Genomic DNA, 12,929 nt, shown 5'->3' with positions numbered 1-12,929 from the left:
CTGTGTTCCCCTCCTCGTCCGGGCCCCCCAACCCCCCGCCCCCCCCCCGCCCCCCCACCCCTGCGCCCCCGGCCCCCTCCGTAGACGGTCTCCTCCCGGCAGACGGTGGCCCCCTGCCATCTCCGGCTCCCTTACGCCCAGGGGGCGGCTCCTGCCCTCTCCCGCCGGCGGTGGCCGCTGGCCTTCCTAACGGGTGGGTGGGTGGGCATGAGCCCGCCGCGCAGCGGCGGGGGCGGGAGCGGGCCGCACCGCGTTCCGGGCAGGTATCAGCGCCGCCGCGACCGCGCCGCAGGCAACCGCCGCCGCTCCGGCCCACAGCGCGGGCACGAGGCCGTCCACATAGCGCTGGGGGGAGCCGTAGCCGCCCCGCGCGGAGAAGAGGGAGGCGAGGACGGCGATGCCGAGCGCCCCGCCCACCTCCCGCAGAGCGTTGTTCGCGCCGGAGGCCATGCCCTGGTCGGCCGGGGGGACGCTGGACATGACCAGCTTCGCCGCGGGGGCGAAGAACAGGCCCATGCCGATGCCGCTGACGATCAGGCCCGGGAGCTGGGCCGCGTAGGAGACGTCCGGGCTCATGACGAGGGCGAAGTGGGCCAGGCCCAGGGCCTGGAGGGCGAGGGCGGTGACGACGACCCGGCGGCCGCCCACGCGGTCGGCGAGGTAGCCGGAGAGCGGCGCCGCGATCACCGGCATTGCGGTCCAGGGGAGCATGCGCAGCCCGGCCTCGGTGGGCGAGTAGCCGAGCGCGTTCTGGAGGAACTGGCTGAGCAGGAAGATCGAGCCGAACATGCCCAGGAACATGCAGACGCTCGCCGCGTTGACGCCTGCGAAGGCGCGGTTCCTGAAGAGGCGCATGGGGAGCATCGGCCGCTTGTTGCGGAAGCCGTGGTGGACGAAGCCGCCGATGAGGGCACTGCCCGCGATGAGCGCGGTCAGGACCCGGGGGCTCGTCCATCCGTGCGCGTTCGCGTTGATCAGGCCGTAGACGATGCCGAAGAGGCCGCCGCTGACGAGGAGCGTGCCCGGGAGGTCCATGCGGGCGTTCTCGGCGCGCGATTCGTCCAGGCGGAGGCGGGCCAGCGGGATGAGGGCCAGGCCCAGCGGGACGTTGAGCCAGAAGATCCACTGCCAGGAGAGGTGCTCGGTGAGCGTGCCGCCGATCAGCGGGCCGCCGGCCACGGCCAGGCCGTCCACGGCGCCCTTGATGCCGTAGGCGACGCCCCGGCGGTCGGCGGGGACGGCCGCGGTGAGCAGGGTGAGGGTCAGCGGCATCGTGATCGCGGCGCCCACGCCCTGGACGGCCCGGGCGGCGATCAGGGCCTCGACGCCGGGGGCGAGGGCGGCCGCGGCGGAGGCCGCCGTGAAGATGGCGAGGCCGGTGACGAAGAGCTTGCGGCGGCCGAAGCGGTCGCCCAGGGCCGCGCCGGTCATGAGCAGCACCGCGAAGGTGAGCGTGTAGGCGTTGACGGTCCATTCGAGGTCTTCCAGCCCTCCGCCGAGGTCCTTGCGGATGACGGGGAGGGCGGTGGTGACGACCAGGTTGTCCAGTGCGGCCATGAAGCCGGCCGCGCCGGTGACGATCAGGGCCCAGACGGCCTTGGGTGGCATGCGATCCCCCGTTTTTAGTGAGTGATTACTAACTTTTGCCGACATGAAAACGTCCCCGCTTCGCGGGTCTCTTCCTCAGAAGCCCGTCCACACCCTGTGGTCCCGCGGGAAGCCCAGGGACATCAGGGTGTTGATCAGCATCCCCTTGGCCAGGAACCGCGTCGTCTCGCTCGCGTCCCCGCCGAGCGCCAGGTGCGCCCCGTCCCACAGCTCCAGCCACGCCTTGCGGATCGAGCTGCCGAACTCGTGGTCCCCCGCCGCCTCGGCCGAGGCCACCGCGACGTAGATCTGCATCTGCATCTGCAGCTTCTCGGGGTCCTCGGCGATGAGGTGGTCGTAGGCCGCGGCCATGGCCTGCGGCGCCCCGCGGGGCGGCGCCCCCTCGACGGCCCGCGCGAAGACCTCGCGGGTCTCCTCCAGGCAGCGGTGGGCCGCCGCCAGGAAGATCGCTTCTTTGGTGGGGAAGAGCCGGAAGAGGTACGGCTGCGAGACGCCCACGCGGCGGGCGATCACCTCCGTGGAGGTGCCCTTGTAGCCGGCCCGCGCGAACTCCGTGATGGCGGCGCGGATCACACTCTCGCGGCGTTCCTCCGCGCTCATCCTGACCATGAGGCGTAAGTTAGTGGCCACTTACTTACCTTGTCAAAAGGGGAGGGCGCCGCTTCGCGCGCGGCGCCCTCACATCAGGCGAGGCGTACGACCGCCCGCGACATCCCCAGGACCTTCTGGCCCGCGCTCTTGACCACCAGGTCCACCCGGACCGTGCGGCGCTCGTCGTCCTTGGCCGCGACCTTGCCGCCGACCTCGATGACCGCGCCCTCGTCGTCGTTGGGCACGACGACCGGACGGGTGAACCGCACGCCGTACTCGGCGACGGCGCCCGGGTCGCCGGCCCAGTCCGTGACCACGCGCGCCGCCTCGGCCATGGTGAACATGCCGTGCGCGATCACGTCCGGCAGGCCGACCTCCTTGGCGAACTTCTCGTTCCAGTGGATCGGGTTGAAGTCGCCCGAGGCGCCCGCGTAGCGGACCAGGTCCGCGCGCGTCACCGGGAAGGTGCGGACCGGCAGCTCCGTGCCGATCTCGACCTCGTCGTAGGAGATCCGGGCAGTCATCTACGCCTCCTCGGCCGCACGGGCCACCAGGGTCGTGTGCGCGGTCACCACGTGCTCGCCGTGCTCGTCCTGGACGTCGCCGCGGATCGACAGGACGTCGTTGCCCGCCAGGGACTTGATCGACTCGATCGTGGAGACGACCGTCAGGCGGTCACCGGCCCGCACGGGGCGGGCGTAGGCGAACTTCTGGTCGCCGTGCACGACGCGCGAGTAGTCCAGGCCGAGCTGCGGGTCGTCCACGACCGCGCCGGCGGCCCGGTACGTGACGGAGAAGACGAAGGTCGGCGGGGCGATCACGTCCGGGTGGCCCAGCGCCTTGGCGGCCTCCGGGTCGGTGTACGCCGGATTGGTGTCGCCGATGGCCTCGGCGAATTCGCGGATCTTCTCCCGGCCGACCTCGTACGGTTCGGTGGCCGGATAGGTCCGCCCTACGAAGGACTGGTCGAGCGCCATGGCCCGGTACCTCCTGCGGCAGTGGTGAACGGTGGCGGATACGCCGCGAGGCCGCCCCCGGTGAATGGGGACGGCCTCGCGAACGAGCCTTGTTGTTATCGCGTCTCGCGGTGCGCGGTGTGCGAGTTGCAACGGGGGCAGTGCTTCTTCATCTCAAGACGGTCCGGGTCGTTACGCCGGTTCTTCTTGGTGATGTAGTTCCGCTCCTTGCACTCCACGCAGGCCAGCGTGATCTTCGGGCGGACGTCGGTGGCAGCCACGTGAGTGCTCCTTGACGGAATGGACGGATTAACGCAGACAAGAGTAGCCGACCGGAGGACCGACCCCACAATCGGCTACTACGTGTAGCGGTGACCGGACTTGAACCGGTGACACAGCGATTATGAGCCGCTTGCTCTACCGACTGAGCTACACCGCTTTGATGCGGGAGGGACCCTCGCCCGAAGGCGAGGAACCTCTCACACCAGAGCCCCAAAACGGAATCGAACCGTTGACCTTCTCCTTACCATGGAGACGCTCTGCCGACTGAGCTATTGGGGCGAGCGAGGAAGACATTACACGGTTGGCCGCCGAAGGTGAAATCCGTATCCGGAGGACGCCCGCGACGGCGCCACGGAAGCCTTCCCGCACCACACCAGTACGACTATTCGTCGCCTGCTCGAAGCCGTTCCTGCCGCGCCCTACGCTCGGACCTGCTGCGTGATCATGCACGCCCCGGCCCCCGGAGGAGCGCGATGCCCGACAGCCAGCCGCAGCCCCCGGCGAACCCCGGCGGCGATGCCACCCCGCCCGCCGCCGTGCCCGGCGACGGCGCCCTCGTGCTCGGCGGCGCCCGGCTCGCCGACGGCCGCGTCGTGGACGTGCGGCTGAGCGGCGGGCACATCGAGGCGGTGGGCACCGCCGGCAGTCTGGCGCCCGGCCCCCGCGTGGACCTCAGCGGCTATCTGCTGCTGCCCGCGCCCGCCGAACCGCACGCGCACGGCGCCACCGCGCTCACCGCCGAGGCCGACGGGCCCGTCTCGTACGCCGCGGAGGACGTCCAGCGGCGCGCCACCGAGGCCGCGCTGCTCCAGCTCGGGCACGGGGCCACCGCCCTGCGCTGCCACGTGCGGATCGGCGACGTGCAGGGGCTGCGCTCGCTGGAGGCCGTCCTGCAGGCCCGGCGGGCCCTGCGCGGGCTCACCGACCTCACCGCCGTCGCCGTGCCCCGGCTGCTCACCGGCGCGGCCGGGGCCGAAGGGGCGGCCCTGCTGCGGGACGCCGTGAAGATGGGCGCGGCCGTCGGCGGCTGCCCCGACCTCGACCCCGACCCCACCGGCTTCGCCGAGACCGCCCTCGGCCTCGCCGCCGAGTACGGCTGCCCCGTCGACCTGCACACCGACGGCTCCGATCCGGCCCGGCTCGCCCGGCTGGCCGCCATGGCCGGCGGGCTGCGCCCGGGCGTCACCCTCGGGCCCTGCGGCGGCCTCGCCCGCCTCCCCCGCGACCTGGCCGTCCGGGCGGCCGGGCAGCTCGCCGCCGCCGGAGTGACCGTCGTCTGCCTGCCGCAGGGCGACTGCGGGACGCTGGAGCAGCGCGGCGGGCGCGTCTCGCGCTGCGCCCCGGTGCGGCTGCTGCGGGCGGCGGGGGTGCGGGTGGCGGCCGGCAGCGGCGCCCTGCGCGACGCGGCCAATCCGGTCGGGCGCGGCGATCCCCTGGAGGCCGCGTTCCTGCTGGCCTCGCACGGCGAGCTGCGGCCCGAGGAGGCGTACGAGGCGGTCAGCGGGTGGGCGCGGGCGGCGATGGGGCTGCCGCGGGTGCGGGTGGAGGCGGGCTTCCCGGCCGAGCTCCTGGCCGTGCGGGGCGAGCGCGTCGAGGGCGTGCTCTCGATGGCCTACAGCCGCCTCGTGGTGCACCAGGGCCGCGTGGTGGCCCGTACGAGCGCGGTGCGGGAGTACTGCGACGGCTCGGCCGCCGCCGCGGCCCTGGAGCTGCCCCGGCAGTCCTCGCGGGGCGGGGGCGAGCCGTCCTGAACGCCGGACCGGGGGCCTGAACCCGGGTCCGGCGAGGCCCTCTGTCGGATTCCGGTGATCGGCGTACGGTCGGATCATGCGCATTGTCATCGCTGGTGGACATGGTCAGATCGCGCTGCGGCTGGAGCGGCTGCTGCACGCGCGCGGGGACGAGATCGCGGGCGTCATCCGCAGGCCCGAGCAGGCCGGCGCCCTCCTGGCGGCCGGCGCCGAACCGGTCGTGTGCGACCTGGAGTCGGCCTCCGTGGGGGATCTGGTGAAACACCTGGAGTCCGCCGACGCCGCCGTCTTCGCGGCCGGTGCGGGGCCGGGCAGCGGCATCGCCCGCAAGGACACCGTGGACCGCGCCGCGGCGGCCCTCTTCGCCGACGCGGCCGAGGCGGCCGGCGTCCGCCGCTTCCTCGTGGTCTCCTCCATGGGCGCCGACCGCGAGCCGCCGGAGGGCACCGATCCGGTCTTCGCCGCGTACCTGCGCGCGAAGGGCGCGGCGGACGCGGACGTACGGGCGCGGGCCGGCCTGGACTGGACGATCCTGCGGCCGGGGCGGCTCACGGACGACGCCGGTACGGGCCGGGTGACGCTCGGGGAGGCCACGGGGCGGGGCGACGTGACCCGGGACGACGTCGCGGCGGTCCTCGCGGCGCTGCTGGACGAGCCGGGGACGGCGGGGCGGACGCTGGAGCTGATCGGCGGGGACACGCCGGTGGCGGAGGCCGTGAAGGCCGTGGCGGGCGGCTGAGGGCGTAGCGGCTGAGGGCCTGGAAAACGAAAGAAGCCCCTGACCTTTTCAGGTCAGGGGCTCCATTCCGTGGCGGCGCCAGGATTCGAACCTGGGTAGGCTAAGCCGACGGATTTACAGTCCGCTCCCATTGGCCACTCGGGCACACCGCCATGGGGTGTCACCTCGGGCTCTCTTTCGATTCGCGCCGGGGCAACGACGTAAACCATACCCGATGACCTGGGGTGGTCCGCCACTCGGTTCATCGCCCGTGAGAACGGGCCCGGGGTGGCTAGGCTGACGGGGCGGTCCGCCGCCGGCCCGGGGCCGGTGGCAGCCCGGACCGCACCCCCCGATGGATCTACGTACGAGGAGCCAACTCAATATGGCCGACTCCAGTTTCGACATCGTCTCGAAGGTCGAGCGGCAGGAGGTCGACAACGCCCTCAACCAGGCCGCCAAGGAGATCTCGCAGCGCTACGACTTCAAGGGCGTGGGCGCCTCGATCGCCTGGTCCGGCGAGAAGATCGAGATGCGCGCCAACGCCGAGGAGCGCGTGAAGGCGGTTCTCGACATCTTCGAGACCAAGCTGGTCAAGCGCGGCATCTCGCTGAAGTCCCTCGACGCGGGCGAGCCGCAGGCCTCCGGCAAGGAGTACAAGATCTTCGCCTCGATCGAGGAGGGCATCTCCCAGGAGAACGCCAAGAAGGTCGCCAAGATCATCCGTGACGAGGGCCCCAAGGGCGTCAAGGCCCAGGTCCAGGGCGACGAGCTGCGCGTCAGCTCCAAGAGCCGTGACGACCTCCAGGCCGTCCAGGCCCTCCTCAAGGGCAAGGACCTGGACTTCGCGATCCAGTTCGTCAACTACCGCTGACCCGGGAACGACGGCTGACGCCGGTCACGCCGAAGGCGCGTCGGAAGGGATCCCTTCCGACGCGCCTTCGGCGTTCCCGGACCGCGCGCGCCCGGCGGTCTTGACCTCAAGCTATGTCGAGGTTTTAGCGTCCTGGTGTACGGCCGGCCCGCCCGGAGCGGGCCCGTCCACCGACTCAGGGAGCGCCGCCATGACCCTCACCGCACCGGAGTTCGCCCCGGAGACCGTCCGCGAGACCACCCGGGAATCCGCCCGGGAGACCGCCGCCCTCCGGGCCCGCATCGACGCCCTCACCGACCGCGCCGCCGTCACGGACCTCATCGACCGCTACCTGCTCAGCCTCGATGCCCGCCGGTTCGACGACGCCTGGGCCCGTCGCTTCTTCACCCCGGACGTCCGGATCGTCTCGCCGGTCGGCAAGCACGAGGGCATCGGCGGCCTGGCCGCGTGGCAGGCCGCCACCCTGGCCAAGTTCGAGCGCACGCAGCACATCGGCACCAACTACGTGATGGACATCACCGGGGACCGCGCCACGGTGCGCTGGAACGCCCTGATGACCCACGTCCACCTGGCCTCCACCCGCGAGGCCCGCGGATCCGGTCCGGGGGACCACTTCACCGTCGGCGGCACCTTCGCGGGCGAGGTCGTGCGCACCCCCGCGGGCCGGCGCTTCCGGTGCCTGGACATCCGCGTGGTGTGGACGCACGGCGAAGGCCCCCTCGTCCTCACCCCCGCGGCCGAGGAGGCCTTGCGGTCGCTGTAAGTCGCTTCCGTCTGCGGCCTGTTCAGCGGTAGCCGGCGAACGCCTGGTCCGTCGGGACGATTTCGCGGCCCAGCGGGAAGAGCGAGACCGGGATCAGCTTGAAGTTCGCGATGCCCAGCGGGATTCCGATGATCGTCACGCACAGGGCGATGCCCGTGACGATGTGGCCCAGGGCCAGCCACCAGCCGGCGAAGACGAACCAGATCACGTTGCCGATCAGCGACCCGGCGCCCGCGTCCCGCCGCTCGACGGTCGTCCGCCCGAACGGCCACAGGGCGAAGCTCGCGATCCTGAAGGACGCAATGCCAAAAGGAATGGTCACGATGAGTACGCAGCAGATCAGGCCGGCGACCACGTAGCCGATCGCCATCCAGAACCCGCACAAGATCAACCAGATGATGTTCAGGATGAACCTCATGAAAACAGCCTCCCACGCGTCGTAGCCCTCAGCGAGTGGGACGCAGGGCCTCTGACCTGCGGTTGCCAGGATCCGGGGATGACCTGCCCGTCCCCCCGAACGGCCTAGTGCCACGTGCCGCGCGGCGCCTCCGCCCTCATCGTGGGCTGTCCGCCGTGTCAGCCGGCCGGCGGACACGCAACGAGCGTGAGGAGCCCCCCCCCCATGCGCATACGTACGCGACAAGCCATCGGCGCCGCGGTTTCCGCCGTGGTGCTCGCCGGAACGCTCGGCGCGGGGGTCGCCAGGGCCGGTGACCCGCCGCCTCCGCCCACGGTGGTGTCCCTCACGCAGTGCTTCGGCGGGGGCGGAACGATCGACGTGACGGTCGGGGACGACTTCGAGCCCGTGCTGGTGTGCCAGGGCGGGGCGTACGACGGCAGGCCCATCGGCGACGCCGACGACGGCGGTGGCATCGGCGACGGCGGTGGCGTCGGCGACACACCCGCCGGCTGACGGGCGGGCGGGCCGGCTACCGGCCGCCGTGGCCCGCCATCTGCTCCAGGCGGGCGATGCGCTCCCCCATCGGCGGGTGCGTGGAGAACAGCTTGGTCATGCCCTCGCCCGCGCGGAACGGGTTCGCGATCATCATGTGGCTCGCGGTCTCGATGCGCGGCTCGGGGGGCAGGGGCAGGCGCTGCGTGCCCGCCTCCAGCTTGCGGAGCGCCGAGGCCAGGGCCAGGGGGTCGCCCGTGAGGCGCGCCCCGGAGGCGTCGGCCTCGTACTCGCGGGAACGGCTGACGGCGAGCTGGATGAGGGACGCCGCGACCGGGCCCAGCAGCATGATCATGATCATGCCGACGATGCCCGGGCCCTCGTCGTCGTCCGATCTGCCGAAGGGGACCAGCCACGCGAAGTTCACCAGGAACATCACCACCGAGGCGAGCGCGCCCGCGATCGAGGAGATGAGGATGTCGCGGTTGTAGACGTGGCTGAGCTCGTGGCCGATGACGCCGCGCAGCTCGCGCTCGTCCAGGAGGCGCAGGATGCCGTCCGTGCAGCAGACGGCGGCGTTGCGGGGGTTGCGGCCGGTCGCGAAGGCGTTGGGGGCGTCCGTCGGCGAGATGTACAGCCGGGGCATGGGCTGGCGGGCGGCCGTCGAGAGCTCGCGGACCATGCGGTAGAGCGCCGGGGCCTCGAACTCGCTGACGGGGCGGGCGCGCATGGCCCGGAGGGCCAGCTTGTCGCTGTTCCAGTAGGCGTAGGCGTTCGTGCCCAGCGCCACCAGGACGGCGACGATCAGGCCCGCCCGCCCGAAGAGGCTGCCGATGACGATGATGAGTGCGGACAGCCCCCCGAGGAGGACTGCGGTCCTGAGCCCGTTGTGCCGGCGGTGCACGGTACGCCCTCCAAGTGGTGCGGCAGGGGAACCCTTTGCGCTGTCGTGCTTCCACTCTCGCGGTGGAGTCTCCAGTGGAACCTTCCTGCCCGGTCAACGCCAGACGAAGGCCCCGGGTTCCCCCGGCGCCCGGGGGCGCCGCCGGTGCGTCCGGGTGACGGGGGCCCTCCGGGCGGGTTCGCCGGGTACGCGCCGGTCGCCTGTCCGGCGGTTTGTCCTCCGGACGGGTTCGCTGAGTGCGCGCCTGTTCCGGCGGTTGGGTATTCCGCCGGACCCTCGCCGCGGGGTTTCCCGCCGTCGCGGCGGATCGTGCTTGCGGGCGGTTCCAGGACGCGCCGCAGCCCGCGGCGCAGAACGGCGGTGCCCGCCGGGCCTGCGGATCATGACCCGGGCGGCGCGGCCGACGCGGCCCCTGGCGCAAGGGCCGCGTTCTCTTTCCGCCGCGGCGGCGATCAGCCACCGCGGCGCAGTGCGGCGGTGCCCGCCGGGCACGGCCTAGAGCAGGGTCTCCGAGGCGAAGCGGAGGACCAGCTGGGGGGCGCCCGAGAGGGCGATGCCGGTCACCGCGGCGAGGGCGATCGCCACGCCCAGGGGCGCCGGGACGCGCGCCGGTGCCGCGGCCTCCGCGGTCTCCGCCGGGCGGAAGAGGATCGCCGTCCACTGCAGGTAGTAGTACAGCGCGATCACGACGTTGAGGGCCATGACGACCGCCAGCCAGCCCAGCCCCGCGTCGACCGCCGCGGTGAAGACCGTGACCTTCGCGAAGAGGCCGATGATGCCGGGCGGCAGGCCGGCGAGGCAGAGCAGGAAGAAGCCCTGGGCGAGCGCGGCGAGGGGCCGGCGGGCGTAGAGGCCCCGGTAGTCGGTGATGCGGTTCTGCGGGCTCGTACGGGCCACGAGCGCGGCGACGGCGAACGCGCCGAGGTTCACGGCGGCGTACATCAGGGCGTACGCGACGGTGGAGCCGATGGCGTGCGCGGGGTCGTCGGCGTAGCCGGCGGCGGCGATGGGCACGAGCAGGTAGCCCGCCTGGCCGACGGAGGACCAGGCCAGCAGGCGCACGGCGCTGTGGGCGCGCTCCGGGCGCTGGCGGAGCGCGGCGACGTTGCCCGCGGTCATGGTCAGCGCGGCGAGGACGGCGAGGGCCGGTGCCCACACGGACGCGTACGAGGGGAAGGCGACGACCGTCACCAGGATGAGGCCGGTGAAGCCGACCGCCTTGCCGATCACCGACAGGTACGCGGCGACGGGCAGCGGCGCGCCCACGTAGGTGTCGGGCACCCAGAAGTGGAAGGGCACGGCGGCGGTCTTGAAGGCGAAGCCGACGAGGGTGAGGGCGACGCCGGCCTGCGCGAGGGTGCCGAGCCGCGGGTCGACGTGGCCGAGCTTCTCCGCGACCTCGGTGAGGTGGAGCGTGCCGGTGGCCGCGTAGACGAAGCTGACGCCCAGGAGGGTGACGGCGGTCGCGGTGACCGAGGACAGGAAGAACTTCAGGGCCGCCTCGGAGGAGCGGCGTTCGCCGCGGCGCAGGCCGACGAGGGCGAAGGCCGGCAGGGAGGCCACTTCGAGGGCGACGACGAGGGTCGCGAGGTCCCGGGAGGCGGGCAGCAGGGCGGCGCCGGCCGCGGAGGACAGCAGCAGGAACCAGAACTCCCCTTCGGGGAGTCGCTGGTCGCGGACGGCGTTCATGGACAGCAGGGCCGTCAGGAGGGCGCCGCCGAGGACCAGGAGCTGGATGACGAGCGTGAAGTGGTCGGCGGTGTAGCTGCACGCGTCACGGTCGGAGACGCCCGTGAGGCAGAACGTGGAGCGGTCGCCGTGGAGGAGCGGCAGCAGGGAGAGGCCCGCGAGCAGCAGCCCGGCGACGGAGAGCCGGCCGAGGAGCGGCTTGCGGCCCTCGGGGAGGAAGAGGTCGGTGACCAGGACGGCCAGCGCGACGACGGCCGTGACGGTGGGCGGCGCGATGGCGAGCCAGTCGACGGACTGGATCAGGGAGCCCATCAGTTGCCTCCTCGGAGGAGCTGCTGAACGGCCGGGTCGGTGAGGCCGAGGAGGGCCGCGGGCCAGAGTCCGGCGAGGACGGTGAGGGCGACGAGGGGGGTCCAGGCGGCGAACTCGTAGGACAGCACGTCGGTGGGTGCGTTCTCCGCGGTGCCGGCGGTCTGCGGCCGGGTGCTGCCCCCGTCGCCGCCCATGCACACCCGGCGGACGACGACGAGCATGTAGGCGGCCGTCAGGAGCGTGCCGAGGCCGGCCAGGGCCATGAACGTCAGGAACGCCGGGCGGCTGAGCCCCTCCGCCGGGCGGAAGGCGCCGAACATCGCGAGCATCTCGCCCCAGAAGCCGGCCAGGCCGGGCAGGCCGAGGGAGGCGATCGCGCCGAAGGCGAGGAGCCCGCCGAGGCGGGGTGCCTTGCCGTAGAGGGCGGCGCCGGTGCGGCCGGAGAGGGCGTCGAGGTCGCTGGTGCCGTAGCGGTCCTTGACCGCGCCGACGAGGAAGAAGAGGAGGCCGGTGATGAGGCCGTGGGCGATGTTGGCGAAGAGGGCGCCGTTGAGCCCGGTGGGGGTGAGCGTCGCGATGCCGAGCAGGACGAAGCCCATGTGCCCGACGGAGGAGTACGCGATGAGGCGCTTCAGATCTCCCTTCGCGCCGCGGCGGGCGAGGTTCAGGCAGACCAGCGAGCCGTAGATGATGCCGACGGCCGCGAAGGCGGCGAGGTAGGGCGCGAAGGTGTGCGCGCCGTCCGGGGCGATGGGCAGGACGATGCGGACGAACCCGTACGTGCCCATCTTCAGCAGCACGCCCGCCAGGAGGACCGAGCCGACGGTCGGGGCGGCGGTGTGGGCGTCGGGCAGCCAGCTGTGCAGGGGCCACATGGGGGCCTTGACGGCCAGTCCGGTGCCGATGGCGAGGACGGCGATGAGCTGGGTCGTGCGGCTCAGCTTCGCCCCGTTGTCAGTGGCGAGTGCCACCATGTCGAACGTGCCGCCCTTGATCCCGACCAGGAGGAGGCCGAGCAGCATCACGACGGAGCCGAGCAGCGTGTAGAGGATGAAGCGCCAGGCGGCGCGCTCCCTGCCCTCGCCGCCCCAGCGGGCGATGAGGAAGTACATCGGGATGAGCACCATCTCGAAGGCCAGGAAGAACAGCATCAGGTCGAGGACGGCGAAGGTCGCGAGGGTGCCGGACTCCAGGACGAGGAGCAGTGCGACGAATGCCTTGGGAGACGGGCCCGCAGGCATTTTGAAGTAGCTGTAGAGCGCGCAGAGGAAGGTCAGCAGCGCGGTCAGGACGAGGAGGGGGAGCGAGACGCCGTCCACGCCCAGGTGGATCCGGATGTTCAGGGCCGGGATCCAGCTGATGTCGGTGGTCGCCTGCATGCGGGCCGGGCTGTCGTGGTCGAAGCCCGCGGCGAGGGCGATGCTCAGCGCGAGGACGGCGCCGGTGACGGTGACGCCGTGGCGGAGCACGGCCTGTTCGGGGCTCCTGCCCTTGAGGCCGGGCGGGGCCGGCAGCAGGGAGGCCACGGCTCCGACGAGGGGGAGGACGACAACGGCGGCGAGGAGGTACTGCATGGTGGTGTGATTCAT

Annotated in this window: 14 protein-coding genes and 3 tRNA genes; 5 read left to right on the top strand and 12 right to left on the bottom strand. The window is 72.5% G+C overall.

Annotated features, from left to right (window positions below):
• Nucleotides 1–186 precede the first annotated feature (186 nt).
• The 7 genes from ACOTKD_RS26050 to ACOTKD_RS26020 form a co-directional block, all read right to left on the bottom strand.
• Nucleotides 187–1,608 carry a DHA2 family efflux MFS transporter permease subunit gene (locus tag ACOTKD_RS26050; protein ID WP_424891440.1) on the bottom strand — a complete coding sequence of 474 codons (1,422 nt, stop codon included), beginning with the start codon at nucleotides 1,606–1,608 and terminating at the stop codon, nucleotides 187–189.
• Between the two features lie 75 nt (nucleotides 1,609–1,683).
• Complete coding sequence (locus ACOTKD_RS26045) at nucleotides 1,684–2,217, bottom strand: TetR/AcrR family transcriptional regulator (RefSeq protein WP_424891439.1); 534 nt, start codon at nucleotides 2,215–2,217, stop codon at nucleotides 1,684–1,686.
• Nucleotides 2,218–2,291: 74 nt separating this feature from the next.
• The gene (locus tag ACOTKD_RS26040) at nucleotides 2,292–2,723 is read right to left on the bottom strand and encodes a MaoC family dehydratase (protein ID WP_106682184.1); all 432 of its coding nucleotides are present in this window, start codon (nucleotides 2,721–2,723) and stop codon (nucleotides 2,292–2,294) included.
• Nucleotides 2,724–3,176, bottom strand: a complete 453-nt coding sequence (locus tag ACOTKD_RS26035) for an FAS1-like dehydratase domain-containing protein (RefSeq protein ID WP_424891438.1) — start codon at nucleotides 3,174–3,176, stop codon at nucleotides 2,724–2,726.
• 95 nt (nucleotides 3,177–3,271) lie between these two features.
• Complete coding sequence (rpmG, locus tag ACOTKD_RS26030; RefSeq protein ID WP_006604855.1) at nucleotides 3,272–3,436, bottom strand: 50S ribosomal protein L33; 165 nt, start codon at nucleotides 3,434–3,436, stop codon at nucleotides 3,272–3,274.
• A gap of 85 nt (nucleotides 3,437–3,521) precedes the next feature.
• Nucleotides 3,522–3,594: transfer RNA gene (locus ACOTKD_RS26025), tRNA-Met, on the bottom strand.
• Nucleotides 3,595–3,643: 49 nt separating this feature from the next.
• Nucleotides 3,644–3,716: transfer RNA gene (locus ACOTKD_RS26020), tRNA-Thr, on the bottom strand.
• A gap of 194 nt (nucleotides 3,717–3,910) precedes the next feature.
• Between ACOTKD_RS26020 and ACOTKD_RS26015 the strand changes: the two genes are divergently transcribed.
• Complete coding sequence (locus ACOTKD_RS26015) at nucleotides 3,911–5,188, top strand: amidohydrolase family protein (protein ID WP_424891437.1); 1,278 nt, start codon at nucleotides 3,911–3,913, stop codon at nucleotides 5,186–5,188.
• A 76-nt stretch (nucleotides 5,189–5,264) separates the two neighbouring features.
• Nucleotides 5,265–5,927, top strand: a complete 663-nt coding sequence (locus ACOTKD_RS26010; protein ID WP_424891436.1) for an NAD(P)H-binding protein — start codon at nucleotides 5,265–5,267, stop codon at nucleotides 5,925–5,927.
• A 70-nt stretch (nucleotides 5,928–5,997) separates the two neighbouring features.
• Here ACOTKD_RS26010 and ACOTKD_RS26005 read toward each other — a convergent pair.
• A tRNA-Tyr gene (locus tag ACOTKD_RS26005) sits at nucleotides 5,998–6,079 on the bottom strand.
• Between the two features lie 212 nt (nucleotides 6,080–6,291).
• Here ACOTKD_RS26005 and ACOTKD_RS26000 point away from each other — a divergent pair.
• The gene (locus ACOTKD_RS26000; protein WP_030368439.1) at nucleotides 6,292–6,780 is read left to right on the top strand and encodes a YajQ family cyclic di-GMP-binding protein; all 489 of its coding nucleotides are present in this window, start codon (nucleotides 6,292–6,294) and stop codon (nucleotides 6,778–6,780) included.
• 190 nt (nucleotides 6,781–6,970) lie between these two features.
• Nucleotides 6,971–7,543 carry a nuclear transport factor 2 family protein gene (locus tag ACOTKD_RS25995; protein ID WP_424891435.1) on the top strand — a complete coding sequence of 191 codons (573 nt, stop codon included), beginning with the start codon at nucleotides 6,971–6,973 and terminating at the stop codon, nucleotides 7,541–7,543.
• A 22-nt stretch (nucleotides 7,544–7,565) separates the two neighbouring features.
• Here ACOTKD_RS25995 and ACOTKD_RS25990 read toward each other — a convergent pair whose 3' ends face one another.
• A complete protein-coding gene (locus ACOTKD_RS25990; RefSeq protein WP_424891434.1) occupies nucleotides 7,566–7,961 on the bottom strand; it encodes a YccF domain-containing protein in 396 nt (131 codons plus the stop codon).
• A gap of 204 nt (nucleotides 7,962–8,165) precedes the next feature.
• Between ACOTKD_RS25990 and ACOTKD_RS25985 the strand changes: the two genes are divergently transcribed.
• Complete coding sequence (locus ACOTKD_RS25985) at nucleotides 8,166–8,456, top strand: hypothetical protein (RefSeq protein ID WP_424891433.1); 291 nt, start codon at nucleotides 8,166–8,168, stop codon at nucleotides 8,454–8,456.
• Between the two features lie 16 nt (nucleotides 8,457–8,472).
• Here ACOTKD_RS25985 and htpX read toward each other — a convergent pair whose 3' ends face one another.
• From htpX to ACOTKD_RS25970, 3 genes are all read right to left on the bottom strand, one after another.
• Nucleotides 8,473–9,339: a zinc metalloprotease HtpX gene (gene htpX, locus ACOTKD_RS25980; protein ID WP_030368443.1), complete on the bottom strand. Its 867-nt coding sequence runs from the start codon at nucleotides 9,337–9,339 to the stop codon at nucleotides 8,473–8,475.
• Nucleotides 9,340–9,834: 495 nt separating this feature from the next.
• Nucleotides 9,835–11,340, bottom strand: a complete 1,506-nt coding sequence (locus ACOTKD_RS25975) for an NADH-quinone oxidoreductase subunit N (protein ID WP_424891432.1) — start codon at nucleotides 11,338–11,340, stop codon at nucleotides 9,835–9,837.
• Nucleotides 11,340–12,914, bottom strand: a complete 1,575-nt coding sequence (locus ACOTKD_RS25970) for a complex I subunit 4 family protein (RefSeq protein ID WP_424891591.1) — start codon at nucleotides 12,912–12,914, stop codon at nucleotides 11,340–11,342. The genes ACOTKD_RS25975 and ACOTKD_RS25970 overlap by 1 nt, the downstream gene beginning before the upstream one ends.
• Nucleotides 12,915–12,929 lie beyond the last annotated feature (15 nt).

The sequence above is a fragment of the Streptomyces sp. XH2 genome (assembly GCF_049725035.1).
Classification (GTDB): Bacteria; Actinomycetota; Actinomycetes; order Streptomycetales; family Streptomycetaceae; genus Streptomyces; species Streptomyces roseoverticillatus.
The sequence above is the reverse complement of the archived record's forward strand: the minus strand, read 5'-3'. Positions and strand labels throughout refer to the sequence as shown.

What these genes read in the sequence shown, in the direction of transcription:
- ACOTKD_RS26015 (WP_424891437.1), top strand. Translation starts at nt 3,911, where the DNA reads ATGCCCGACAGCCAGCCGCAGCCCCCGGCGAACCCCGGCGGCGATGCC.
- ACOTKD_RS25995 (WP_424891435.1), top strand. Translation starts at nt 6,971, where the DNA reads ATGACCCTCACCGCACCGGAGTTCGCCCCGGAGACCGTCCGCGAGACC.
- ACOTKD_RS25975 (WP_424891432.1), bottom strand. Translation starts at nt 11,340, where the DNA reads ATGGGCTCCCTGATCCAGTCCGTCGACTGGCTCGCCATCGCGCCGCCC.
- ACOTKD_RS26035 (WP_424891438.1), bottom strand. Translation starts at nt 3,176, where the DNA reads ATGGCGCTCGACCAGTCCTTCGTAGGGCGGACCTATCCGGCCACCGAA.
- ACOTKD_RS25970 (WP_424891591.1), bottom strand. Translation starts at nt 12,914, where the DNA reads ATGCAGTACCTCCTCGCCGCCGTTGTCGTCCTCCCCCTCGTCGGAGCC.
- ACOTKD_RS26010 (WP_424891436.1), top strand. Translation starts at nt 5,265, where the DNA reads ATGCGCATTGTCATCGCTGGTGGACATGGTCAGATCGCGCTGCGGCTG.
- ACOTKD_RS26040 (WP_106682184.1), bottom strand. Translation starts at nt 2,723, where the DNA reads ATGACTGCCCGGATCTCCTACGACGAGGTCGAGATCGGCACGGAGCTG.
- ACOTKD_RS26000 (WP_030368439.1), top strand. Translation starts at nt 6,292, where the DNA reads ATGGCCGACTCCAGTTTCGACATCGTCTCGAAGGTCGAGCGGCAGGAG.
- ACOTKD_RS25990 (WP_424891434.1), bottom strand. Translation starts at nt 7,961, where the DNA reads ATGAGGTTCATCCTGAACATCATCTGGTTGATCTTGTGCGGGTTCTGG.
- ACOTKD_RS26045 (WP_424891439.1), bottom strand. Translation starts at nt 2,217, where the DNA reads ATGGTCAGGATGAGCGCGGAGGAACGCCGCGAGAGTGTGATCCGCGCC.
- ACOTKD_RS25985 (WP_424891433.1), top strand. Translation starts at nt 8,166, where the DNA reads ATGCGCATACGTACGCGACAAGCCATCGGCGCCGCGGTTTCCGCCGTG.
- ACOTKD_RS26050 (WP_424891440.1), bottom strand. Translation starts at nt 1,608, where the DNA reads ATGCCACCCAAGGCCGTCTGGGCCCTGATCGTCACCGGCGCGGCCGGC.